19 protein-coding genes are annotated in these 21,871 nt (G+C 71.3%); 11 read left to right on the forward strand and 8 right to left on the reverse strand.

Annotated elements, in window-relative coordinates:
* Positions 1 to 16: 16 nt before the first annotated feature.
* Positions 17 to 1,879 carry a bifunctional sugar phosphate isomerase/epimerase/4-hydroxyphenylpyruvate dioxygenase family protein gene (locus tag ACGFNU_RS49075; protein WP_392603674.1) on the reverse strand — a complete coding sequence of 621 codons (1,863 nt, stop codon included), beginning with the start codon at positions 1,877 to 1,879 and terminating at the stop codon, positions 17 to 19.
* A 213-nt stretch (positions 1,880 to 2,092) separates the two neighbouring features.
* Between ACGFNU_RS49075 and ACGFNU_RS49080 the strand changes: the two genes are divergently transcribed.
* From ACGFNU_RS49080 to ACGFNU_RS49095, 4 genes are all read left to right on the forward strand, one after another.
* A complete protein-coding gene (locus tag ACGFNU_RS49080; protein WP_392603675.1) occupies positions 2,093 to 3,463 on the forward strand; it encodes an MFS transporter in 1,371 nt (456 codons plus the stop codon).
* Positions 3,460 to 4,293 carry an N-acyl homoserine lactonase family protein gene (locus ACGFNU_RS49085; RefSeq protein WP_392603676.1) on the forward strand — a complete coding sequence of 278 codons (834 nt, stop codon included), beginning with the start codon at positions 3,460 to 3,462 and terminating at the stop codon, positions 4,291 to 4,293. The genes ACGFNU_RS49080 and ACGFNU_RS49085 overlap by 4 nt, the downstream gene beginning before the upstream one ends.
* Positions 4,290 to 5,165 (forward strand): shikimate dehydrogenase, encoded by an 876-nt coding sequence (locus tag ACGFNU_RS49090; protein WP_392603677.1) that lies wholly within the window; start codon positions 4,290 to 4,292, stop codon positions 5,163 to 5,165. The genes ACGFNU_RS49085 and ACGFNU_RS49090 overlap by 4 nt, the downstream gene beginning before the upstream one ends.
* Before the next feature lie 208 nt (positions 5,166 to 5,373).
* Complete coding sequence (locus ACGFNU_RS49095) at positions 5,374 to 5,910, forward strand: hypothetical protein (RefSeq protein ID WP_392603678.1); 537 nt, start codon at positions 5,374 to 5,376, stop codon at positions 5,908 to 5,910.
* 114 nt (positions 5,911 to 6,024) lie between these two features.
* On the opposite strand, the gene ACGFNU_RS49100 is transcribed toward ACGFNU_RS49095, so the two are convergent.
* Positions 6,025 to 6,273, reverse strand: a complete 249-nt coding sequence (locus tag ACGFNU_RS49100) for a hypothetical protein (RefSeq protein ID WP_392603679.1) — start codon at positions 6,271 to 6,273, stop codon at positions 6,025 to 6,027.
* On the opposite strand from ACGFNU_RS49100, the gene ACGFNU_RS49105 reads away from it, so the two are divergent.
* Positions 6,266 to 6,742 (forward strand): hypothetical protein, encoded by a 477-nt coding sequence (locus ACGFNU_RS49105; protein ID WP_392603680.1) that lies wholly within the window; start codon positions 6,266 to 6,268, stop codon positions 6,740 to 6,742. The genes ACGFNU_RS49100 and ACGFNU_RS49105 overlap by 8 nt on opposite strands.
* Here the strand turns inward: ACGFNU_RS49105 and ACGFNU_RS49110 are convergent.
* A complete protein-coding gene (locus ACGFNU_RS49110; RefSeq protein WP_392603681.1) occupies positions 6,687 to 8,237 on the reverse strand; it encodes a hypothetical protein in 1,551 nt (516 codons plus the stop codon). The genes ACGFNU_RS49105 and ACGFNU_RS49110 overlap by 56 nt on opposite strands.
* Positions 8,238 to 8,387: 150 nt before the next feature.
* Entirely contained in the window at positions 8,388 to 8,987 is a 600-nt protein-coding gene (locus ACGFNU_RS49115; protein ID WP_392603682.1) for a TetR/AcrR family transcriptional regulator, read from the reverse strand.
* Between the two features lie 233 nt (positions 8,988 to 9,220).
* Between ACGFNU_RS49115 and ACGFNU_RS49120 the strand changes: the two genes are divergently transcribed.
* Both ACGFNU_RS49120 and ACGFNU_RS49125 read left to right on the forward strand, forming a co-directional pair.
* Complete coding sequence (locus tag ACGFNU_RS49120; protein ID WP_392603683.1) at positions 9,221 to 10,759, forward strand: pyridoxal phosphate-dependent aminotransferase; 1,539 nt, start codon at positions 9,221 to 9,223, stop codon at positions 10,757 to 10,759.
* Positions 10,760 to 10,989: 230 nt separating this feature from the next.
* A complete protein-coding gene (locus tag ACGFNU_RS49125; protein ID WP_392603684.1) occupies positions 10,990 to 11,817 on the forward strand; it encodes a DUF6338 family protein in 828 nt (275 codons plus the stop codon).
* Positions 11,818 to 11,895: 78 nt separating this feature from the next.
* On the opposite strand, the gene ACGFNU_RS49130 is transcribed toward ACGFNU_RS49125, so the two are convergent.
* The 3 genes from ACGFNU_RS49130 to ACGFNU_RS49140 are packed head-to-tail and all read right to left on the reverse strand — an operon-like array spanning position 11,896 to position 16,042.
* Positions 11,896 to 12,885, reverse strand: a complete 990-nt coding sequence (locus ACGFNU_RS49130) for an N-acetylglucosamine kinase (RefSeq protein ID WP_392603685.1) — start codon at positions 12,883 to 12,885, stop codon at positions 11,896 to 11,898.
* A complete protein-coding gene (locus ACGFNU_RS49135; RefSeq protein ID WP_392603686.1) occupies positions 12,882 to 13,784 on the reverse strand; it encodes an N-acetylmuramic acid 6-phosphate etherase in 903 nt (300 codons plus the stop codon). The genes ACGFNU_RS49130 and ACGFNU_RS49135 overlap by 4 nt, the downstream gene beginning before the upstream one ends.
* Complete coding sequence (locus tag ACGFNU_RS49140) at positions 13,781 to 16,042, reverse strand: alpha-N-acetylglucosaminidase TIM-barrel domain-containing protein (RefSeq protein WP_392603687.1); 2,262 nt, start codon at positions 16,040 to 16,042, stop codon at positions 13,781 to 13,783. The genes ACGFNU_RS49135 and ACGFNU_RS49140 overlap by 4 nt, the downstream gene beginning before the upstream one ends.
* Positions 16,043 to 16,143: 101 nt before the next feature.
* On the opposite strand from ACGFNU_RS49140, the gene ACGFNU_RS49145 reads away from it, so the two are divergent.
* The 4 genes from ACGFNU_RS49145 (at position 16,144) to ACGFNU_RS49160 (ending at position 20,610) form a co-directional block, all read left to right on the forward strand.
* Positions 16,144 to 17,406 (forward strand): ROK family protein, encoded by a 1,263-nt coding sequence (locus ACGFNU_RS49145; protein ID WP_392603688.1) that lies wholly within the window; start codon positions 16,144 to 16,146, stop codon positions 17,404 to 17,406.
* A 111-nt stretch (positions 17,407 to 17,517) separates the two neighbouring features.
* Complete coding sequence (locus ACGFNU_RS49150; RefSeq protein WP_392603689.1) at positions 17,518 to 18,852, forward strand: ABC transporter substrate-binding protein; 1,335 nt, start codon at positions 17,518 to 17,520, stop codon at positions 18,850 to 18,852.
* Positions 18,842 to 19,792: a carbohydrate ABC transporter permease gene (locus tag ACGFNU_RS49155; protein WP_392603690.1), complete on the forward strand. Its 951-nt coding sequence runs from the start codon at positions 18,842 to 18,844 to the stop codon at positions 19,790 to 19,792. The genes ACGFNU_RS49150 and ACGFNU_RS49155 overlap by 11 nt, the downstream gene beginning before the upstream one ends.
* On the forward strand, positions 19,789 to 20,610 hold the full coding sequence (locus ACGFNU_RS49160; protein WP_392603691.1) for a carbohydrate ABC transporter permease: 822 nt from the start codon (positions 19,789 to 19,791) through the stop codon (positions 20,608 to 20,610). Before ACGFNU_RS49155 ends, ACGFNU_RS49160 begins: the two co-directional genes overlap by 4 nt.
* Here the strand turns inward: ACGFNU_RS49160 and ACGFNU_RS49165 are convergent.
* Positions 20,600 to 21,700: a Cmx/CmrA family chloramphenicol efflux MFS transporter gene (locus ACGFNU_RS49165; RefSeq protein ID WP_392603692.1), complete on the reverse strand. Its 1,101-nt coding sequence runs from the start codon at positions 21,698 to 21,700 to the stop codon at positions 20,600 to 20,602. The two genes, ACGFNU_RS49160 and ACGFNU_RS49165, sit on opposite strands and share 11 nt — an antisense overlap.
* Between the last annotated feature and the right edge of the window lie 171 nt (positions 21,701 to 21,871).

Below are 21,871 nucleotides of genomic sequence, written 5' to 3' on the forward strand. Positions count from 1 at the left end.
ATGACTGCTATGGCGCCTAGTCGGACCGATGGTGCAGCCGGGCGTGCTGGACGGCCAGCCGCACCGGGGCGTTGGCCGCGCCGTACCCCCGGTAGCCGCCGAGACGCTGGACGACCTCGAAGAAGACCCGGCCGGTGGTCACGGTGTAGAAGTGCAGGAACTCGCCGTGCTCGTCGCTGTCGTACAGCAGCCTGAGCTCGCGAAGCAGCGCGTGCCGCCGGGCGCCCAGGTCGTACCGCGCCTCAAGGTCGTCGTAGTAGTTGTCCGGGATGGCCAGCAGAGCGGTGCCCGCCTCATGCAGGCGACGAGCTGTGGCGACGATGTCACTGCTGGCCAGCGCGACATGTTGCCAGGCCACGTCCGGCCGGCCGTCGGCGGCGCCCACGTTCGCGACGTTGAGGGCCATCCGGACCCGGTCGTCCGGCGTGGAGACCGCGCGGCTGCGCAGCAGTCCGTACGGGTCGGGCAACTCCAGGCTCTCGTGCGGGGACAGGCCGAGGACGCTCCGGTAGAACAGCGACGCCTCGTCGAAGTGATGCCACGGCTGGGTCAGCGCCACATGATCGATGTGCGTGATCTCGCCGATCGCCGCGCCCTGGGTGGGGCCGCCGTCGTCCGAGCCGAAGTCGTCTATCCAGCTGGTGCGGTCGGGCCGCGCGGTCCAGCAGAAGAACACCTCGGTGCCGTCCGGGGCCGCCACCGCGTCCAGTTGCGCGTCATGGGGATCGCGCACTCGCGGCAGGACGGGGGAGAGGAGCGCCTCGGCGCGCTTGACCGCGGTCGCCGGGTCGGGCGACTCCAGGCCGATCGCGGTGAGTGCGGGCCCTTCCTTGCTGTCGGGGCCTCCCGCGTTCAGCAGGATCCGGGCCTCGCCCTGCTCCCACAACTCCACGGGCTTGCGGGCATGGACGCCCGTGCGGACGAATCCCAGCGCGCCGAGCACTCCGGCGAGCGGATCCGCGGCGGCGCCGATGCCCGGGGCGGACAGCTCGGCGAAGGCGAACCCGCTCGGGATCACGGCGGGCGGCGGCACGGCGAGCGACACGCTCGTCGAGGGGTCGCCGGTCGTCGCGGCGACCTGCTCCTCCAGCGCGATGAGCGACCGCATGGCGTCCTGGGCGGTGCGCATGGACGCGGCCTGCCGGAAGATGTCGTTGAACACCTCCAGTGACAGCGGCCCGTCATACCCCGTGCGCAACACGTGGGAGACCAGGCCCGCCACGTCCAGGTCGCCTTGCCCGGGGAAACAGCGGTAGTGCCTGCTCCAATAGAGGACGTCCATCGGCAGGGCCGGAGCGTCGGCCAGCTGCAGGAAGAAGATCTTCTCGCCGGGGATCGTCTCGATCGCGTAGGGATCGACGTCCCGCGCCAGGATGTGGAAGCTGTCGAGGCACACGCCCAGGTTGGGGTGGTCGGCGGCGCGCACGATCCGCCAGGCGTGCAGGTAGTCGTTCACGTGCCGGCCCCACGCCAGGGCCTCGTAGGCGACGCGGATGCCGTGCTCGGCGGCGCGTTCGGCCAGCAGGCGCAGCTGCTCGGCGGCCAGGGCGTCGTCGTCGACGGCGGCGGGGGAGACGCTGGAGCAGACCAGCAGGCGGTCGACACCGAGGCGTTCCATGAGCGCGAACTTGTGCTCGGCGCGGCGCAACGACCGGGCGAGCACGTCGGGCGGGACCGCCTCGAAGTCCCGGAAGGGCTGGTAGAGCTCGATCGACAGCCCTAGATCGGCCGCGCGGTGGCGCACGTCCGCCGGGCTCAGCTCCCCGGCGATCAGGTCGTTCTCGAAGATCTCGACGCCGTCGAATCCGGCCGCGCCGATGGCGGTCAGCTTGTCGGCCAGCGTGCCGCTGAGCGACACCGTCGCGATGGACCTGCGCATGCGTGCTCTGCCTCCGGAGGATCGCGAAGTGAATGGACGAACTGGTTCGTTAGCTTATTTCACCTCGTCGCGCGGGTCATCGGCGAACATCGCCAAGCCGCGGGGTCTTGACATGTGACGCCCGCCACCATGACGATACGAGCGTCCACAGTAATGAACTAACTAGTACGTACGACTTCTCGCTCCCCGCCCCCGCCACCGAGGAGACCCGGCATGAGCGATCACCCCGACGTCCTGCCGCCCGCCCGGGAGGGCCAGCCGCGGAAGGCGGCCCTCGCCGCGTGGATCGGCAGCGCCCTGGAGTACTACGACTTCTTCATCTACGGGACCGCCGCGGCCCTGGTCTTCGGCAAGGTCTTCTTCCCCGGCTCCGAGCCCGCCGCAGGCACCCTGCTCGCGCTGGCGACGTTCGGCGTCGGCTACCTCGCCCGCCCGGTGGGGGCGCTCGTCCTCGGCCACGTCGGCGACCGCTTCGGCCGCAAGAAGGTGCTCGTCCTCACCGTCATGCTCATGGGCGTCGCGACCTTCCTCGTCGGGTGCCTGCCAACATACGCGCAGGTGGGAGTGGCCGCACCGGTGCTCCTGGTGGTCCTGCGGCTGCTCCAGGGCCTGTCGGCGGGCGGTGAGCAGGCGGGCGCCAACTCGATGACCCTGGAGCACGCGCCCTCGCACCGCCGCGCCTACTACACGAGCTTCACCCTCAACGGCACGCAGGCGGGCCAGATCCTCGCCACCGCGATCTTCCTGCCCATCGCGGTGATGCCCGACGACCAGCTGCTGACCTGGGGATGGCGGGTCCCGTTCTGGCTCAGCGCGCTGGTCATGGTCGCGGCGTTCATCATCCGCAACAAGCTGGCCGAGACGCCGGTGTTCGAGGAGGAGGCCGAGCGCGGCGCCGTCGCCGACCTGCCGCTGGCCGTGCTGTTGCACGAGCACTGGGCCGACGTGCTGCGGGTGATGGTCGCCGCCGTGATCGCCTCGGTGAGCACGATCTTCACCGTCTACGCCCTCTCGTACGCGGTGAACACGATCGAGCTGAGCAAGACCCCGATGTTGTGGGTGGGGGTGCTCGCGAACGCGGCGGCGCTGGTGGCGATCCCGTTCTGGGGAAACCTGTCGGACCGGGTCGGCCGCAAGCCGGTGTTCATCGCGGGCTCGCTGGGCTGCGCCGTGCTGATGTTCGGCTACCTGTGGTCGATCTCCACCGGGAACTGGGGCCTGATCTTCTTCTTCGGCATCGTGATGTTCGGCATCGTGCACAGCGCCACCAGCGGGGTGTGGCCGGCCTTCTACGGCGAGATGTTCACTGCCCGCGTCCGGCTGTCGGGCATGGCCCTCGGGACGCAGATCGGCTTCGCCATCGCCGGGTTCGCCCCCACCATCGCCGGGGCCGTCGCGGGCTCGGGCCAGGACGCGTGGTTCGGAGTCGCGGTCGTCACCGCCGTCCTCTGCCTGGTGAACGTGGCCGCCGTGGCGACCGCGCGCGAGACCTACGGCGTGCCGACCGAACGGCTGGGCATCAGGCCCGGCGGCGAGCCGGTCGCGGCGGCGAGGTCGCACGAGAGCGTCCCGGGGCGGTCATGACCGGCGACTCCGCGGACGTCTTCCGCGTCTACGCGATCTGCTACGGGCACCGCGACGGGCGGCGCGGCCAGCACTTCCACGGCTACGACGAACGCTGGGACGAGCCGCACCCCACCGCGTACTACGTGTGGCTCGCGATCTCCGACCGGCATACCGTCGTGATCGACACCGGGATCTCCCCGGACCGTGCCGAGCGGCTCCCCGGCCTGGACTATCTGGCCTCCCCGGTGGCAACGCTGGAGCGGATGGGCTTCGCCGCCGGCTCTGTCGACCACGTGGTGCTCACCCATCTGCACTACGACCACACCGGGACGGCCGATGCCTTCGAGCGGGCGCGGTACGTCGTGCAGCGAACCGAGCTGGACTACTGGACCGGCCCCTGGGCCAAACGGATCGGACGTGAACGCTGGCTGGTCGGCGACCGCGACCTGACCCGTCTCCTCGCGGCCCACGACGAGGGCCGGGTGTCGCTCGTGGACGGGGACGCCGACGTCGTGCCAGGCCTGAGCGTGCACCTGGTCGGCGGCCATACGGCGGGGACGCAGGTCGTCCGGGTGCGCACCGCCCGCGGGCACCTCGTACTGGCCTCCGACGCGAGCCACTTCTACGAGAACGTCGAGGAGGACCGCCCGTTCGCCATCCTGCACAGCATGACCGGCATGTACGGCGCGTTCGACCGGATCAAGGAGCTCGCCGACGGCCCCGGCCTGATCGTGCCGGGCCATGACCCCGAGGTCCGCCGGCGTTTCCCGCGCCTGCCCGGCCCGCTCGGCGACCGCGTCTCCGTCCTCCACGAGCCGGTGCGCCCGGCCGGAGAGGAGCCGGCGTGACCGGGCACGGACCGGGGGTGCGCGAGCACCTGATCGGGCTGATCGGCTCGACGATCACCACGTCCCTCAGCCCCGCCCTGCACCACCGCGAGGCGGACCACCACGGCCTGCGCTACCTCTACCGCACGATCGACATCGCCGAGCTGGGGCTGGGCGCCGGCGCGGCCGGCGAGCTCGTCCGGTCCGCCCGGCGGCTCGGCTACACCGGCCTCAACATCACCCATCCGTGCAAGCAGACCGTGATCCCCCACCTGGACGAGCTGTCGCCCGACGCGGAGCGGCTCGGCGCGGTCAACACGGTGACGTTCGACGGAGACCGCGCCATCGGCCACAACACCGACTGGACCGGCTTCGCCGAGTCGTTCGCCCGGGGACTGCCGGACGCCCGGACGCGGCGGATCGTCCAGGCCGGCGCGGGCGGCGCCGGGGCCGCGGTCGCCCATGCCCTGCTCACCCTCGGCGCCGACCGGATCACCCTGGTCGACGCCGATCCGTCCCGGGCGCACGCCCTCGCCGCGGAGCTGCGGCGACGGTTCGGCCACGCCCGTGCCCACGCGGGCGGTACCGCCGACCTGAAGGAACTGCTCGGCGAGGCCGACGGCCTGGTCAACGCCACCCCGATCGGGATGGTCGCGCACCCCGGCACGCCGGTCCCCGCCGAGCTCCTCCACCCGGCCCTCTGGGTGGCGGACGTCATCTACCGCCCGATGCGGACCGAACTTCTCGCCCACGCGACCGGCCTGGGATGCCGGACGCTGGACGGCGGCGGCATGGTCGTCTTCCAGGCCGCGCACGCCTTCCGCCTCTTCACGGGCCTCGACCCCGACCCCGAGCGCATGCTCGGCCATCTGGCCGAGCTCGTCACCCGCTGAGCGCCGCCGCGGCCACGCGGACGCATGAGCCGGGAATTCGTTTACCGCATTTCCGTATTGGCTTGAACCGGCCATTCGTCCCGGCCGTCACCAGGCATGAATTCAAACGATCAAGAATATTCCGGTTCGGCGTGTGTAGCCGATTTCGGGCCGGGTAAGGCGGACACCCTCTCGTCATGAGACACCTCGCGAAAGGAGATCTGTGTCCATGAGAAAAGCAATTCTCCACCTGTCCGCACTCGCCGTCGCAATACTGACGGTGCTGGCCTTCAGTGTCGCCCCCGCCTCGGCACGGCAGGCCGCCGCTCCGCCCCCGCTCGACAGCGTCCCGGTGACGGGAACGGCTGCCGACGGCTCCACGTTCACCGGAACGGTGGTGCCGACCGCCTTCGCGTCGCAGGACCGGACGATGACGCTGAACGGTGTCCTGAGCGGCACGATGCGTGACAGCTCCGGCAACACGACCGGGACGGTCAGCGACCAGGCCGTCTCGCTGCCGGTGATCCTTCCCGCCGCGACCTGCCCGATCCTGCACCTGACGCTCGGCCCGCTGGACCTCAACCTGCTGGGTCTCGTGGTGCACCTCGACCGGGTCGTCCTGGACATCACGGCGATCTCGGGCCCGGGCAATCTGCTGGGCAACCTGCTGTGCGCGATCGCGGGCATTCTCGACGGCTCCGGCAGTGCCAGCGAACTGGCCGCGCTCATCGCCCAATTGAACGCCCTCCTGGGTCTGGGCCGCTGAGTGAAATAGCTCCCCGCAAGAATGGCCGGCCTCGCCGTATTGGCGAGGCCGGCCTCCCTCATGCCAGACATTTTCATCGGCCGCCGTCCGAAGGGAATTGTCTTACCGATGCCCTCAGATTCCCGCTTGGCCGAGGATGAGGTTCAGCTCCGCGGCCCGGTGGGGGGTGATGGCGCCCTCCCTCTTCCGCGTCTCGACCTTGCCCCGCAGGTCGGTGACATGGCGGCGGAGCCGGCGGAGGTCGTCGGACCCGGAGTCCTGGTACGCCCGCCTGGTCAGGTTGCGCAGGTCGACGCCCACGTCGTCACGGATCTCGTGGGCGTCCAGCCCCTGGCCGATGGCGAACCAGAACTTGTTGAGCATCTCCCTGAACCGGACCGGCGCCGGGGCCACCGGAACCGAACTGGCCGGGGGCGCCACGGAGGGCCGGGGACTGCTCGTCTCCGGGGCCGTGGACATGGGCGGAGGCATGGACGAGGCCGCCCGCGGCGGCGAGGCCCTGACCGACGGCGGCGGCGGGGCGGCGGTCGTGGCGGCGGGCCGGGGGAGGGGACGGCTCAGGAGGTCGCCGGAGTCGCTGACCGCGGCGCTGATCGCGATCTGCAGGGTGGTCGCCGCCGACGCCGCCACCACCAGCACCGCGAGCGTGACCCAGTGCAGCCCGAGCCGCCGCCGGCGGGGCGGTGGCGATGCCGGTGGCGGTGCCGGTGGTGGTGTCGGCGGTGGCGCCGGTGTCGGTGTGTCGGCCGGCTGGTCGTCCGGCATCGCGGCCGCGTTCACGTGCGTGCTGTCGACAGGACGCGGGTCAGCCGGTCGGCGGTGGCCGGGGTGAGGGCCTGTTCGCGCAACCGGGTGACGATCTTCTCCTGGAGCTGGCTGAGCCGCTCGGCCAGGTCGACCTGCCGGCCCAGGAGGAGGTCGTTCCGCAGGTTGTTGATGACGTTGCCGAGGTCGACCGCCACATCGGAACGGACCTCGCCCTGGGTGAACGCGCGGTCCACGGCCGGTCGCAACCGGTCCAGCATGTCCAGCGCCTTCACGTTGTCGGCCTCGCCGGGACGGAAGGTGATCGAGGGCAGCGGCTCGGGCGCCGTCGTGGGCGCCGTGGTCGGCTCTGTCGTCGGCGCCGCCGGAGTCGAGCGCACCGGCGCGGGCATGGTCGCGGCCTGCTCCTGGGGAAGGGGCGCGGCGGGGGGCGGCTTGCTGGCGGCGACCGCGATCGCGGCCCCCGTCGCGGCGATGGCGAGAATGGCGGTGAGGCCGAGGCCCCATTCGCGTCTCACCCGGCCGGTGTCCGCGGGCGCATGGACGGAGTCGTGGATCGACGTCGCCCTGCTCGCCGCCGCCGACCGGCTGGCCGACCAGCTCGCCGACCTGCTGCCCGGCCCGCTCCCGGGCCTGGGGACGCCCGCCGGTGCCGCGATGCTCGCGAGCCTCGGGGTGCCGGCGATCGCCGGGTCGCCCGCAGGCGGCAGGATGTCCGCCGGCGTGGTGAGCGTGATGGTGTCGAACGCGGCCGCCTTGGCACGCACCAGGATCTGGGCCGCCTCAGCGGCCGACGGCCTGCTCGCCGGGTCGGACGCGCGGCAGCGAGAGGCCAGCGCGGTCACCTCGAATGGCACACTCGCGCCCGCCATTGCCGCCAGGCACTCGTTGAGCACGGCGCCGAAGGCGTGGATGTCGGCTCTCATCCCGTCGGTGTCGTCCGCCAGTGCCACCGCCTCATCGGCGGGCTCCTCCGCGGCCTCGTCCGCCGGCTCTTCAACGGAATCGCCTGACGACTCCGTCGAATCATCCGCTGAGGGCGCGGAATCATTCGCCGACGCCGCGAAGTCCTTCGCCAGGCGCTCAGCGGAGGGCGTGCCGAGATCCACCAGCTTGATGCCCCCGGGCGCGAGGATCGCCTTGCTCGTCCTCAGGTCCCCGTGGCTCACCCCGTTCGCATGCGCCGCCGCCAGCGTGCCGGCTATGCGCGCGCACATCTCCAACGCCTCGGGCAGCGCGAGAGTGGCTCGCCCCAGCCGGGTGGCCAGGTCCTCTCCTTCCAGGAACTCCGTCACGACATAAGGGACGGCGCAGCCGTCGGCGTCGCGAGTGTGGTCGAAGTCGTAGATGGTGGCGATGCCCGCGTGGGTGAGACCCGCGGTCCTGCTCATCCGCCGATGGAACACGCGGTGGAGACCCGGCGCGATCGAGTCCAGCACCTTGACGATGATGATCCGGTCCAGCAGATCGTCCCAGGCCCGCCAGACCTCTCTGGCGCCGCCGTCGTCATCGAGACGCTCCACCAGCCGATACCGCTCATTGAGCTGCAATCCAGCTCGCACCAGACCCGCCTTCTCTGTCGAGGGAGTCGTCATATCCGGCCGACCACACACATCCCAGGTCAGGAAGTACGCACCATGCGGCCTGAAGGTTCGGCGAGACCGAAAAAGCCTTCGGCGAACTCCAGAAAGCCCCTGAGAGCGCCGGAGCCCTCAGCCGGCCTGCGGCGGAGTGAGCAGCCGGTCCATGAGGAGGTGGAGGTGGGCGCGGAACGAGCGGACGGCACCCGGGTCGTCGGGCGGGATCATGCCCTGGTCCGGGGCCAGGACGCCGGAGCCCAGGAAGCCGTGGACGCACCACACCAGGGTCCCCAGGAGGTAGTAGGTGTCGACGTCGCCCGGCACCGCGCCGTCGATCCGCTGGGCGGCCTGGCGCAGCAGGGGACGGGAGTAGCGGTCCTCGAGATCGGCCACGTCGGCGGCGTCGGAGACCCAGCGATGGGTCCACAGCGCACGGATCTTGGGGTTCTGCAGGTAGAAGTCCAGATAGTCGTCCGCGAGCCGGTGCACGGCCGCGCGCCCGGACTCGGCGGTCTCCAGCACGTTCCGCAGCATGGCCTGTTCGGCCTGGAAGGCGCGCTGCATCACCGCCAGGTAGAGATCCCGCTTGCCGCCGGTCATCTCCGTGAGCTGGGCGCTGCTGACCCCGACCGCGTCGGCGATGAGCTGGAGTGAGGTCCCGTCGTAGCTGAGCTCGGCGAGCAGCCGGGCCGCCACATCGATGACCTGGTCGGACGTCACGGGGTTCGCCATGCCATCACGGTATGGGGCCGCGGGTCGAGAGCTGTCGTTCCCCCATTAAGGAACGCGCAAATCTGATCACCCCGTGACCTGGCACGGGCGGCGCGTCTTCCGGCCGGGTTTCGCCGTTCCGGCGGCCGATTCGAACCACCCGCCCCTCGAGGCGCGTATGTACCGGAGATGTTCACGCCGAAGAGGACGACGATGATGCCGGCGCCGTCCCCCCGTCCACGAGGAGTGTCTCCGTGTCGTCGGACTCCATCGATCCGAGTTTGCTGCGAAAGAACGCGCACAGCCCGTCCTTCTTCGCCCTCAAACGAGCCTCGGCGGGGCGGCTGGACCTCGTGGACTTCTGCATCCCCTGCAACCCCTACTTCCCGACGCCCGAGATGTTCGCCCAGCTCTCGGGCACCCTGGAGCAGATCCTCAAGTACTACCCGAGCGACGCCGACACCATCACGGCCGAGCTGTGCGCCACCCTGGGCCTCAACCCGCAGACGGTGGTGATGGGCAACGGGTCGACCGAGCTGATCACCTGGATCGACCACCTGCTGGTGACCGAGAGCCTGGCCACGCCGATCCCGACCTTCGGGCGGTGGACCGACCAGCCGATGGAGACCGGCAAGCGCGTCGACATGTTCCAGCTCCACGAGCTGCGGAACTTCGAGTTCGAGGTGGATCCGTTCGTCCAGTTCGTCCGGCAGCGCGGGTCGCGGGTGGCGGTCATCTGCAACCCCAACAACCCCGACGGCGGGTACGTCCCCCGGCACGAGGTGATCAGGATGCTGGACCACCTGATCGACCTGGACCTGGTCGTGGTGGACGAGTCGTTCCTGGACTTCGTGGACGCCGAGGCGTACACGAGCGTGGCCGACGAGGCCCGGATCAGGCCCAACGTGATCGTGCTCAAGAGCCTGGGCAAGAACTTCGGCCTGCACGGCATCAGGTTCGGCTACCTGGTCGCCAACCCGGCGCTGGCGAAGACCATCCGGGCGGCCCTGCCCAAGTGGAACCTCAACTCGTTCGCCGAGGTCGTCGTCTTCCTGCTGCGCGAGCACCGCGAGGAGTACCGCGAGAGCCTGCGGCTGCTGGCCCGCGACAGGATGCTGATGACGCAGCAGCTCGCCTCGCTGCCCGGCCTGAAGGTCTTCCCGTCGCAGGGCAACTTCGTCATGATCAAGCTGCCGGACGGCAAGGACGGCGTCGGGCTGCGCGACTACCTGATCGAGCACCACGGCGTCTTCGTCCGCGAGTGCGGCAACAAGCTGGGCTCCACCAGCCAGTTCCTGCGGCTGGTCGTCCGCCCGCAGAACGACGTCCAGCGGCTCCTCGTGGGGCTGGGGTCCTACCTCTACAACTCCACCATGCCGTCCACGCCGGCCGAACCCGTCCTGGCCCCGGTGAACGGCCTGAACGGGGTCAACGGGATGAACGGCACCCCGGTGAACGGCATGGAGATGGTCAACGGCATGAACCCGGTGAACGGCGTGGACATGCTCAGCCCCATGGACATGGTCAACGGCATGGACCGGGTGAACGGCCGCGAACCGGTCAACGGCATGGACCCGATCAACGCCATGAGTTCCGACTCCTACAACGGGGGCGCCGGCCAGAACGGCTACAACGGCGCTTCGGACTCCACGCCCTACAGCACCGTCGCCGAGCTGCGCTCCTACCTCTCCTCCAACGTGGTGCCGGGCCAGGGCGACGGCGCCAACGGCGGAGGTTCGGGCTCGGACCGCTACGGCCGCTTCGAACCCGTGCAGGAGGCCCGCCCCGCCTAGGCGGCCGCCGCCATCCCGGCCCGTCGCGTCCCTTTGTGAATTCCTTCCCGGCACAGCACTGAAGGTGCAAACTGTCCAGACTCACCGCGTAGTGGAATGTTAGCTACTACCATTCGCGGAAGGGTCAGGCCAATTGGACTCGTTGTCAGCCCCGAGTGGTTGAAGTTCACCGAGCTTGGTGGCAAGATCTCCGTGCCGGAAGCCGAGAGTTATTCGCATTGGGGCCTGCGATGGGCGGAGAATTGGTCGGCCAGTTGCTTCTCTTGCTTCTGGCAATTGTCCCGGGAATTCACTATGACCGGGTGCGGAGCAGGGGCTCGGGTTCGGGCCCGGCCGCCCCTCCGAACCTGGGGCGGGTCATCCTCGCGGGTGTGCTCATCACCACCATGACCTTGGTCTTTCTCGGGCTGCTCGATCTGTTCGATCCGCAGAACCTGGTCTTTCCCCTCGACAAGGTCGAGAAATGGGAGGACCCCCAGACGTTCGCCTGGACGGTCATCGCATTTCTCGTGTTGTCACTGACCACCGGGTCACTTGCCGACGCCCTCCTGTCCCGCCTGGAATCGGGTGCCCTTTCCGCTCAGGGAACGGCTCGTTCGCGCGCTGTCGGCGTCCGAAGGCAGGGCGATGAGGACCTCGAACTGGAGGTCAGGCTCAACAGCGGCGACACCTATCGGGGCGTGGTCGCGGGCCTGGCGCCGCCCCCGGGATCCCGCGCCTCCTACATCACCCTGAAGGCCCCGATCTTCGAGCTCGACGGCCATGGCAGGCCGCTGCCGCTGGACGCCCTGCACGGCGACCAGCTCGTGCTCGCCACCGACTCGATCATGAGCGTGCTGGTCCGGACGGCCGACCCGAAGCAGACCGCGCCCCGGTCGGGGCTCCCGGCCGGCCAGCCACGGCACTCGATGCCCCGGTCGAGGCTGACGCGGCGGGTCAAGTCGTGCCTGCGCCGGTGCTACGAGGCCCGTCACGACGCGCACTTCCTGACCCAGCTCCTGCTGCTGGAGATGACCGCCCTCGGGTTCGTCGCCCTGCTGTCCGGGTCCTTCGCCTGACGGCCCCGGTCAGGCCCACCGGTCAAGCCTGCCTGTTCGGGTCCGCCTCGTCAGGCCCGCCCGGTCAGGTCTGGCCGGTCAGGTCTGCCCGATCGGAGCCTCACCCGGAGCGGGTGAGCGCTCGGTGGTGAAGACGTGCACGTAGGGGGAGTGGGCACGTACCGATCCGCTTGCGGCGGCCCGGGCCAGGGCGAGCGCGCCGTCGGCTGAGCTTCCCTGCGGCTGAGCGAAACGGGCGGCGGGGAGCAGGCTCCGGATGGTGTCCTGGAAGGGCTCCATGAGCAGGTCGGCCGCGTCGAAGAGCCGCCCGCCCCAGGAGATGAGCGGATCGAGTCCCGCCGCGGCGGCCGCCGCGGTCTGGCCGAGCTGGCGGCCCGCCTCGGCCCAGATCCGCCGGGCGACCCGGTCCCCGGCCCGCGCAGCCTCGGCGACCAGGGGCGTGAACGAGGCGAGCCGGTGGGCGGGCGACTCCGACTCGTGGACGAGCGCGACCAGGTCCAGGGGGTGGCCGAAGCTGGCGGTCATGTGCTCCCGCAGCACGGCCGATCCGCCGGCGCGGCCGTCGTGCGCGCGCAGGGCGGCGTGCAGGCCCTGCATGCCGATCCAGGCGCCGCTGCCGTGGTCGCCGAGCAGGTAGCCCCACCCGTCGGACTGGTTCCAGACGCCGTCGAGGTCGGTGCCGAGGGTGATGACGCCCGTGCCCGCCGCGACGACGACCCCCTGCCGGAACCCGAGGGCGCCGACGTGCGTGGTCACCGCGTCGCCGGCGACGACGAGCGTGTCCAGGCCGAAGCGGCCGCGCAGGGCGTGCCAGAGCGTGCCCGGATCCATGACGAGGCCCGGCAGCCCGGTGATGCCGATCGCCATGCTGGTGAAACCCCCCGCGCCGGGGGCCGCGTCGTCGATGACGGCGGCGATCCGCGGCGCGAGCCGTTCGAGATCCACCCTGCCTCTGTCCCAGGGCACCGGTATGGCCTTCTCCGCTTGGGTTACCGCGCCCGCGTACTCGGCGCGAACCCTGGTCCCGCCGCCGCCGACATCGACGCCGACGAATCCGGCCGGGCTCATCGTGCGCGCCCGTCCAGCGCGGCCGCGGCGGCCCGGACGCCCGGGTGGGCCTTGAGCGCGTCGCGCGCCTGCTCCGGCGAGCAGCCGGTGAGCAGCCGCAGCAGCGCCTCGGGGACGTGCCCGTCCGCCTCGGCGAGCGCGGCGGCGCACGCGTCGCGGTCGAGGCCGGTCGCCTCGGCGAGCAGGCGCACCGCGCGGTCGTCGAGCTTGGAGTTGGTGGCGACCAGCCCGACCATGAGGTTGCCGTAGGTCCGCCCGGATTTGATCATGAGCGCCGTCGAGAACGCGTTCAGGATCACCTTGGTCGCGGTGCCCGCCTTGAGCCGGGTCGAGCCGGTCAGCGCCTCCGGGCCGGTGTCGGCGACGACGCCGATGTCGGCGAGCTCGCGCAGCGGCGCCGCCGGGTCGCAGGTGATCAGGACGGTGAGCGCGCCGGCGGCGCGGGCGGTGCGGAGCGCGCCGGCGACGTAGGGGGTGGTGCCGGACGCGGTGATCCCGATCGCCACGCTGTCGGCGGTGAGGCCCTCGGCGTCGGCGGCGCCCATCGCCTCGGAGTCCTCGCGGTCGATGGAGGAGTCGCCGACCGCGGCGGCCCCGCCGGCGAAGTGCGCGGTGAACAGGCCGCGCGGCGCGCCGAAGGTCGGCGTGATCTCGGTGGCGTCCAGCACGGCCAGCCGTCCCGACGCGCCGGCGCCGAAGTAGTGCACGGTCCCGCCCCGGCCCAGCCGGCGATGCGCCTCGTCCACGGCCCGGGCGAGCGGGCCGGTCGCCGCGCGCACCGCCTCGACCGCGTGGGAGTCCTCGTCGACCAGCAGGCGGAGGACGTCGGGGGACTCCAGCGTGTCGATGTCGGTGGTGCGGGGGTTCCGGTGCTCGGTCGGTGGAAGCGCCTGGGTCATCGTGCTCCTCGTCGCTCGTGCTCGTTGCTGGCGGGTCGTCGTCGCTGGCGGGCGGGCGCGCCGGGCCGGGCCGCGTAGGCGGTGAACAGCCGGCGTGACTCCGTGGTGAGGTCGCCCAGGTTCGGCGGTGCCGGTGCCGGTCCCTCCCGCAGGAAGGCCTCGGCACGGTCGCGCAACCGTTCTTGAAGGTCCGTCTCGTGGTCGCCGCCGGGCCTCGCGAGCGCGGCGCCGAGGCCGCGCGCCCACGTCGCCCAGCGGTCGCGGTAGTACCCGCCGACGAGCCCGGCCCAGTGCCGGCCCGCGTAGTCGTCGAGCAGGGGACTGGCCGTGGGGCCCCATGAGGTGATCATGCGGCGGGCGTTGTCCAGCAGGACGTCGCGGTCGGCCGTGGTCGTGGCCCAGGACAGCGCCTTGGCCTCCCAGCGCTGGAAGGTGTACTCCGGACGGGCGGCGAGCACCCGGTCCAGATCGTCGAAGACGCGCAGGAAGTCGTCAAGGGCGCGTGCAAGCTCGCCGGCGGGAGTGCCCGCAGCCTTCAGGGCCACGTCGACGGCGTCGAGGTAGAGCCGGTCGGCGACCCTGGCCATGAACGCGATGGCCACCTCGGCGAGGTCGTGTCCGAGCGGCCCGTCCACGAGGTCGCGGTGCTCCTCGGCCACCTCGATCAGGCGTTCCCAGGCTTCGGCCAGCACGGGCGGCCGGTACCAGAGGGCGCGCTCGACCTCGGCCCGCACCTCCTCGACGGCGCCCGGCAGCCGCGCGTACGTGGGCTTGGCGGTCATGACGCCGTTGAACTGCTCGGGGAAGATCCGCAGGCCCCGGGCGTCGTAGATGGTCTCCAGGAGTCCCCGCCAGGCGGCATGCAGCTTCGGCGTCCAGGCGCCCGGCCCGCCGTAGCGCCGGGCCACGAAGGCGTCGAGCCACGCGCCGAGGTCGGTGACCGGATGCCAGATCTGGTCGGCCACGAGCTCGAAGAACACGGGGTTGTTGCGGGTGGCCTCCATGGCCAGGCCGAGCCCGGCCGGCGGGTTCGGCGCCGCCAGGGCGGCGTCGACCGCGGCGGGCACCCCGCGCAGGTCGGCGACCGGATCGGTGCGGCCGCCGAAGTTGAGCAGCGCGCACCAGAGCCACGGCTTCCCGGAGAACTGGCCGAGGTGTTCCCACTGCGGGTCGTGCTCCGCCCACAGGTCCGCCACCAGCATCCGGTCGCCGGGGATCGAGCCGAGGAAGGCGCTGACGCGCTCGTCGGTCCAGAAGTCCCGCTGGTAGGAGAACGGCCAGGCCTGCATGAGCCAGACCGCGTCCGGGTCGGCCGCCCGCAGCCCGCCGAGCGTCGCCGCCGCGACGGCCCCCGGGAACGCGGGATCGGCGTCGACCGGGATCATCTCGATGAACGGGTCGGCGGCGTACAGGTGGTCGGTGCCGAAGAGCTCGATCTGGGCGCGGGCGATCTCGGCGCCGATCCGCTCGTACAGCGGATCGGCCGGATCCAGGACCCAGGTCCGGAACCCCTGCCAGTCGCGGCGGCCGGCCTTCGCCGTCGCCGCGATCCCGGCTGGGACGTGCCCGGTGAAGGCCGGGAGGACGGGCGTCATGCCGAAGGCGCGCTCGCGGTCGAGAATACGGGCGCCCAGCTCGCGGTGGCCCTCGATCCACGACGAGGGGAGCGGGCCGCCGAAGCCGTCCAGGCAGCCCATGAACTGGAACGGCAGGTAGCCCGGCCCGCCGAGGAAGCCGCGGATCGTCGGGTCGTCGAGCCCGAGCGCGGAGTAGGCGGTGTGCAGCACGGCCTCGTGACCGGTGATGGCGAGCGGCATGGTGATGCCGTGCAGGGCCATCCAGTCGATCTCGCGTTCCCAGTCGGGCCAGTCCCAGTAGGGCATGGTGTAGCTGAACGTGCAGAAGTTCAGGTAGTAGCCCTCGCCGACCCGCGCTGAGCCCTGCCGGAGCGGGCTTTCCGGCAGCGACGCCAGCGGCAGCGGCAGAGCGGTGTCCCAGTCGACGGACAGACCACACCGCTCGCGCAGGTAGTGATGGAGACCGACGGACGCGCTCACCCCGTCCGTCGCGGTGACGGTGAGCACGCCTCCGCGCGCTTCGTACTCGTAGCGGCGGCCCGTGCCGGAGCCGGCGCCGGAGTCCGCGCCGTCGAGTGCGGCGAACCGGATCGAGCCCGCCACGGGCCCGAGCACGCGGCGGGCGAGGCCCTGGACGGTCTCCGCCCAGGCCGCCGGATTGCCGCCGTCCCCGACCGTCATCCCAGGTCACATCCCTTGGCGAATTAGTTCCGTACGGTCCATAATTAATATGCTAGCGTACCCCGCATCGCACAGCGTGATCGACGTCAAGGAGGCGGTTCATGGACGATCTGGTCGCCGTCGGCACGCAGTTCATGCGGGAGGTCAACGCCGCCGCCATCCTGCGGAGGCTGCGCACCGAGACCAGCATGAGCGTCTCGGCGCTCGCCAAGGCCGTGGGACTGTCCCGGCAGGCCGTCACCCGCTCGCTCAACGCGCTGGTCGAGGAGGGGCTCGTCGAGTTCGGCTCCCTCGACCGCGACGCCGGCAGGGCGGGGCGGCCCGCGCAGCTCGTCCGCTTCCGCGCGGAGGCCGGCTACGTGCTCGGCCTGTCGATCAGCCCCCAGGACCTGCGCGTCGCGGTCTCCGACCTGGCCGGGACGGTCGCCGCCACCGACGTGGTGCAGCTCGGCGCGGGCATGGACGGCGCGGCCGCGGTCGAGGCCCTCCTCGCCACGGCCGAGCGCACGCTGGCGTCCGCCGGAGTCACGCCCGGGGACGTCTGGTTCGCCTCGGTGGGCACGCCCGGCATCGTCGATCCGGACGCCGGGGTCGTCAAGCTCATCCCGAGCATGCCGGGCCTGGCGGGCGACATCCTCGTGCGCCGCCTGAAGGACGTGCTCGCCTGCCCGATCTACCTCGACAACGACGTCAAGCTGGCCACCCAGGGCGAGCGGTGGCGGCGCGCCGAGCGGCCCGAGGACTCCATGGTGATGGTCCACTGGGGTGAACGCGTCGGCGCCGGGATCGTGCTGAACGGCGAGCTGTACCGGGGCGCCTCCAACGACGCGGGCGACGTCGGCTTCCTCGACCTCTTCTGCGACGACGGGGCGCCGGGCCCGGCCGCGGCGCCCCGCCATCCGCACGGCCTCGGCCCGTTCGAGCAGCGGGTCGGCGGCGAGGAGATCGTCCGGCTGGCGGTGGCGGCCGCCGAACGCGACGGCGACGCCGCGTTCCGGGCGTCGATCGCCGCCGCGGGCGAGCGCGGGTTCGACGCCGTGCTGGACGCCTTCGCCGCCGGCGCGCCGCCCGCGCTGGAGGCGATCGACGTGGTCGCACGGCGTTTCGCCAAGGGCGTCGCCGTGATCCGCGCCATCCTGAACCCGCGGCTGGTGGTCATCGGGGGCCCCATGGCCCGGTGCGGCGAGCCGCTGCTCGCCGCCGTCCGCGGGCGGCTGGCCGGCGAGCCGCTCGACCAGCCCGGCCTGGAGGTCTCGGCCCTCCAGGACGACGCCGTCGTCCACGGCGCGCTGCGCCACGCGCTGGACGAGATCGAACGGACCAAGTTCGGCCCGCCCCGGAGCGGCCGTCAGGAGACCTCATGACGGCCTGCTCATGACGGCCTCAGGGCACACCGGGCACCCCGCGTCCCGCCGGGTCCCGTCCCGCTGGGTCCCGCACCGGCCAGCACCGGTATTCACGAAGGAGAACCATCCATGCGAATGACGGCACCAGCCCGCCGCCGGGCGGCGTTCGCCGCGCTCGGCACCGCGGCCGCGCTCGCCCTGTCGGCCTGCGCGGGCAGCAGCAGCCCGGACGCCGGCGCGACGAAGGACATCGACGTCTCGACGAGCGTCCCGGGCGAGCCGGTGACCCTCACCCTGGCCTACACCGACGACCCGCCCACCAAGGCGCTCATCGCGGGCTTCAACCAGAAGTACCCGAACGTCACGATCAAGCCCCAGCAAACGCAGTTCAAGGACTACGTCAAATCGATCAAGCTGTCGATGTCGTCGGGCGCGCCGCCGGACATCGCCGAGTACAACCCCGGCGCGATGAACTCGCTCGTCCCCGCCGGTCTCATCCTGAACCTGGACCCCTGGTCCAAGGCCTACGGCTGGGACGCCAAGTTCCCCAAGCCGAGCCTTGAGGTTCTCAGCTCCGACAAGACCGCCAAGCAGTTCGGCACCGGCAGCCTGTACGCCACGCCGGGCGCGATGTCCGTGCTGGGCGTGTTCTACAACAAGTCGCTGCTGGCCAAGGCTGGTGTCAAGGAGGCGCCCCAGACACTGGGCGAGTTCGAGACCGCGATGCAGAAGGCCAAGGCCGCGGGCCAGGCCCCGCTGAGCGTCGGCGGGCTCGAGGTCGGCGGCTTCCAGGTCTGGAACGCCCTGCTCAACGTCACCGGCGACGTCTCCGCCTACCGCTCCTGGGTGTACGGCCAGCCGAAGGCCACCATCCAGACGCCGGACGCGCGGAAGGCCACCCAGACGCTGACCGACTGGGTGAAGAAGGGCTACATCCCGGCGTCGTCGAACGCCACGGCCGACACCGACGCGCAGGCCGACTTCGCCAACGGCAAGAACACCTTCATCATCACCGGCAACTGGACCGCCGCGATGATGGAATCCAAGATGAAGGACAACGTCGGCTTCTTCCTCCTGCCCTCCGCCGCGGGCGGCAAGCCGTCGGTCGCGTCCGGCGCGAGCGTCGCCTACGCCATCTCCTCCAAGACCAAGCACCCGAACGTCGCCGCCGCGTTCCTCGACTACCTCGGCTCGCCCGAAGCGGCGAAGATCCAGTTCGAGAACGGGTTCATGCCCGTCGACCCCAAGGCCGACGTCGGGGCCACGGGCCTGCGCGGGGAGATCGCCACCGCGTTCGCGCCGGTGGCCCAGAGCAACGGGATCGTCCCGTTCCCCGACTTCGCCTCGCCCGGCATGATCGACAAGCTGACCCCCGGCATCCAGGGCCTCATCAGCGGCAAGATGACCACCGACGACTTCCTGAGCTCGCTGCAGAAGTCGTGGGACGGGCACCATGGCTCCTGAGGTGACCACGGCGGTCTCCCCGCCGCGGGCCGCGCCGGCCGCCACCACGGCGGCCGGCCGGCGCCACCGCCGCCCGGCCGGTCGCGGCCGGGTTCGCGGCTGGCTCTACGTGCTGCCGGCGCTCGCGGTGTACCTGGGATTCGCCATCTGGCCCGCCCTGAACACGCTGCGCCTGTCGTTCTTCACGTGGGACGGCATCCTGGCGCCGCAGTGGGCGGGCCTGGACAACTACGTCAAGATCTTCCAGGACGAGGCGCTGTACGAGGCCGTCCTGCACGGCCTCATCCTGATCGTCTTCTTCTCGCTCCTGCCGGTCGTGGCCGGGCTCCTCATGACCGCCCTGCTGATGGGCAAGGTCCGCCGGGGCATGACGTTCTTCCGGGTCGTCTTCTTCCTGCCCCAGGTGCTTCCGCTCGTCGCCGTCGGCGTCACCTGGCGGTGGCTCTACAGCGAGCACGGCGTCGTCAACCAGTTCCTCGACCTGGCCGGCCTGGACTCGCTCACCCGGGCCTGGCTGGGCGACTACGACCTGGCGCTGTTCGCGCTCGGGTTCATCGGCACCTGGGCGATGAGCGGCCTGTGCATGATGCTGTTCCTCGCCGGGGCCCAGAAGATCGACCCGGCGCTCTACGAGGCGGCCACCCTCGACGGCGCGGGCTCGTTCAGCCAGTTCCGCCACGTCACGCTGCCGGGGGTGCGCAAGGAGATCACCATCGCCGGCGTCATCACCACGATCGCGGCGCTGGCGAGCTTCGACCTCGTCTACGTCACCACCAACGGCGGCCCTGCCGGGCAGACCAACGTGCCCGCCCTGCTGGTCTACCGGCTGGCCTTCAGCGAGGGCGACATCGGCGGCGCCAGCGCGCTGGCCGTCGTGCTGACCGTGATCGTCGTCGCGATCGTCGCCGTCATCCGCCGCTTCACCAGGGAGACGACATGACCACGCGCGGCGGGCAGACCGTCCGGTACGGGCTCCTCATCCTCCTCGCGGGCATGGTCCTGGTGCCGTTCCTCGGCATCATCCTGGCCGCGCTGCATCCGGCCGGCGCGCCGATCAGCGGGCTGAGCATCCCCGACCACTGGTCGTGGGGCAACTTCGAGCTCGCCTGGGAACGCGGCCACTTCACCGACCTCATGCGGTCCAGCGCCCTGATCACGTTCTGCGTCGTGCCGCTGGCGGTCATCCTCGCCACCCTCGCCGCGTACGGGCTGACCGTCCTCAAGGTCTGGGGCAACCGGACGCTGTCGGCCGGGTTCGTTCTCGGTCTCACGCTCCCCGTCGAGCTCGTGGTGGTCGCGCTCTACTTCAACCTGCGCGAGGTCGGCCTCACCAACTCCTATCCCGGCGTGATACTGGCCGAGGCGGCGCTGTTCATGCCGTTCGGCGTGTACTGGATGCAGGCGCACTTCGCCGGCGTCCCGGAGGGGCTCGTCGAGGCCGCGCGCATCGACGGCGCCCGCGACCTCGTCGTCCTGGTCCGCGTGCTGCTGCCGATCTCCTGGCCCGCGATCACCACCCTCTCGGTCCTGTACTTCATGTGGTCGTGGAACCAGTTCCTGCTGGTCCTGGTCATGATGCAGGATCCCGCCAGACGCAACGCGCCGACCGGCCTGGGCTTCTTCGTCGGCCAGTACTCCACCGACGTACCGCTCCTGTCCGCCGCGTGCCTGATCGTGATCGCGCCCATCGTCGCGGTGTACCTCACGTTCCAGCGCAGCTTCGTCAACGGCATCACCCAGGGCGCCATCAAGGGATGACGACCGCCGCCACGGCCAGGACGGCACTGACCCAAACGGCACTGCGGGGATCGCCGAAGGTCTCGGAGGCCAGACCGGCGAGCAGCGGGCCCAGGAACGCGCCCGCGTTCAACGCGACGGTGGCGAACGAGCCGTTCATGGTGGGGGCGTCGGCCGCGGCTCGCATGACGCGCCCGATGAGCGCCGTTCCGATGCCGAACGACAGCCCGCCCTGGACGACCGCGAGAACGAACAGCGGGACCACCTCCGCACTTGCCACGGCAAGCACCGCCCAGCCCGCGGCCAGAACGCACATGACGGTGACCAGGCCACGTAGCCGCGGGGCCAGGGCGACTCCGATGAACGAGCCCGCGCCGAAGGCGGCGAGCAGGCCGGGCACCGCGCGCCCGGGCAGGCCCGCGACGTCGGTGGCGATGACGGCGAGGTAGGCGAAGGTCGCGAAGGTCGCCCCGTTGACCAGGGCGGCGAGGAGCATCGCCCGCCGCACGTCTCGCGACCGCAACGCACGCGCCTCCTGCCTGATCGACACCTCTCCCTCGCAGGCGGCGCCGATGGGCGCGGATCGGAACACCAGCGCCAGCGCGGGCAGGCACAACACGGCGACCGCCCAGAAAGCCGACCGCCAGCCGTGCACCTCTCCCAGCAACGCACCGGCGGGCACACCGGCCACGCAGGACAGCGTCACCCCGGACACCAGGACCGCCGTGGCGCGGGCCTGCCTGGTGGGGGCGACCAGGGCGGTCGCGACGGACATCGCGACCGCGAGGAAACCGGCGTTGACGATCGCGGCCACGACCCGGGTCGCGAACAACACCGCGAAGTCCGTGGTGATCGCACCGACGACGTGCACGACGACGAACGCGCCCAGGAAGCCCGCCAGCGCTCGCCGACGAGGCCACCGCGCGCTCAGCGCGGCCATCACCGGCGCGCCGACGATCATCCCGATGGCATAGGCGGAGGTGAGGCTCGCGGCGGCGCCCACCGGAACCGACAGGTCATGGGCGATGCCCGGGACGAGACCGGACAGCATGAACTCGGAGGTGCCCTGCGCGAAGACGGCGAGCGCCAGGACATGGACGAAGAAGGGCAAGGAGATCGGCTCCAGCGGTGAGACCGGACAGGGGAGGCGTGTCCGGTCGCCGGAAGCGAGATCGATCCAAGGAGCCCGGTCGAAGACCGGTCAGGCAATCCGCCGCCGGTCGACCGGCGGCTCGGTTCTGTCGGACTCGGGGCTCACCCGCGCCACATTACTCACGCCACC

Source organism: Spirillospora sp. NPDC048911 (genome assembly GCF_043198015.1).
Lineage (GTDB): Bacteria > Actinomycetota > Actinomycetes > Streptosporangiales > Streptosporangiaceae > Spirillospora.

Coding starts and splice junctions, on each gene's coding strand:
- ACGFNU_RS49075 (WP_392603674.1), bottom strand. CDS start 1,879: ATGCGCAGGTCCATCGCGACGGTGTCGCTCAGCGGCACGCTGGCCGAC.
- ACGFNU_RS49080 (WP_392603675.1), top strand. CDS start 2,093: ATGAGCGATCACCCCGACGTCCTGCCGCCCGCCCGGGAGGGCCAGCCG.
- ACGFNU_RS49085 (WP_392603676.1), top strand. CDS start 3,460: ATGACCGGCGACTCCGCGGACGTCTTCCGCGTCTACGCGATCTGCTAC.
- ACGFNU_RS49095 (WP_392603678.1), top strand. CDS start 5,374: ATGAGAAAAGCAATTCTCCACCTGTCCGCACTCGCCGTCGCAATACTG.
- ACGFNU_RS49100 (WP_392603679.1), bottom strand. CDS start 6,273: ATGCTCAACAAGTTCTGGTTCGCCATCGGCCAGGGGCTGGACGCCCAC.
- ACGFNU_RS49115 (WP_392603682.1), bottom strand. CDS start 8,987: ATGGCGAACCCCGTGACGTCCGACCAGGTCATCGATGTGGCGGCCCGG.
- ACGFNU_RS49125 (WP_392603684.1), top strand. CDS start 10,990: ATGGGCGGAGAATTGGTCGGCCAGTTGCTTCTCTTGCTTCTGGCAATT.
- ACGFNU_RS49130 (WP_392603685.1), bottom strand. CDS start 12,885: ATGAGCCCGGCCGGATTCGTCGGCGTCGATGTCGGCGGCGGCGGGACC.
- ACGFNU_RS49135 (WP_392603686.1), bottom strand. CDS start 13,784: ATGACCCAGGCGCTTCCACCGACCGAGCACCGGAACCCCCGCACCACC.
- ACGFNU_RS49140 (WP_392603687.1), bottom strand. CDS start 16,042: ATGACGGTCGGGGACGGCGGCAATCCGGCGGCCTGGGCGGAGACCGTC.
- ACGFNU_RS49145 (WP_392603688.1), top strand. CDS start 16,144: ATGGACGATCTGGTCGCCGTCGGCACGCAGTTCATGCGGGAGGTCAAC.
- ACGFNU_RS49150 (WP_392603689.1), top strand. CDS start 17,518: ATGCGAATGACGGCACCAGCCCGCCGCCGGGCGGCGTTCGCCGCGCTC.
- ACGFNU_RS49155 (WP_392603690.1), top strand. CDS start 18,842: ATGGCTCCTGAGGTGACCACGGCGGTCTCCCCGCCGCGGGCCGCGCCG.
- ACGFNU_RS49160 (WP_392603691.1), top strand. CDS start 19,789: ATGACCACGCGCGGCGGGCAGACCGTCCGGTACGGGCTCCTCATCCTC.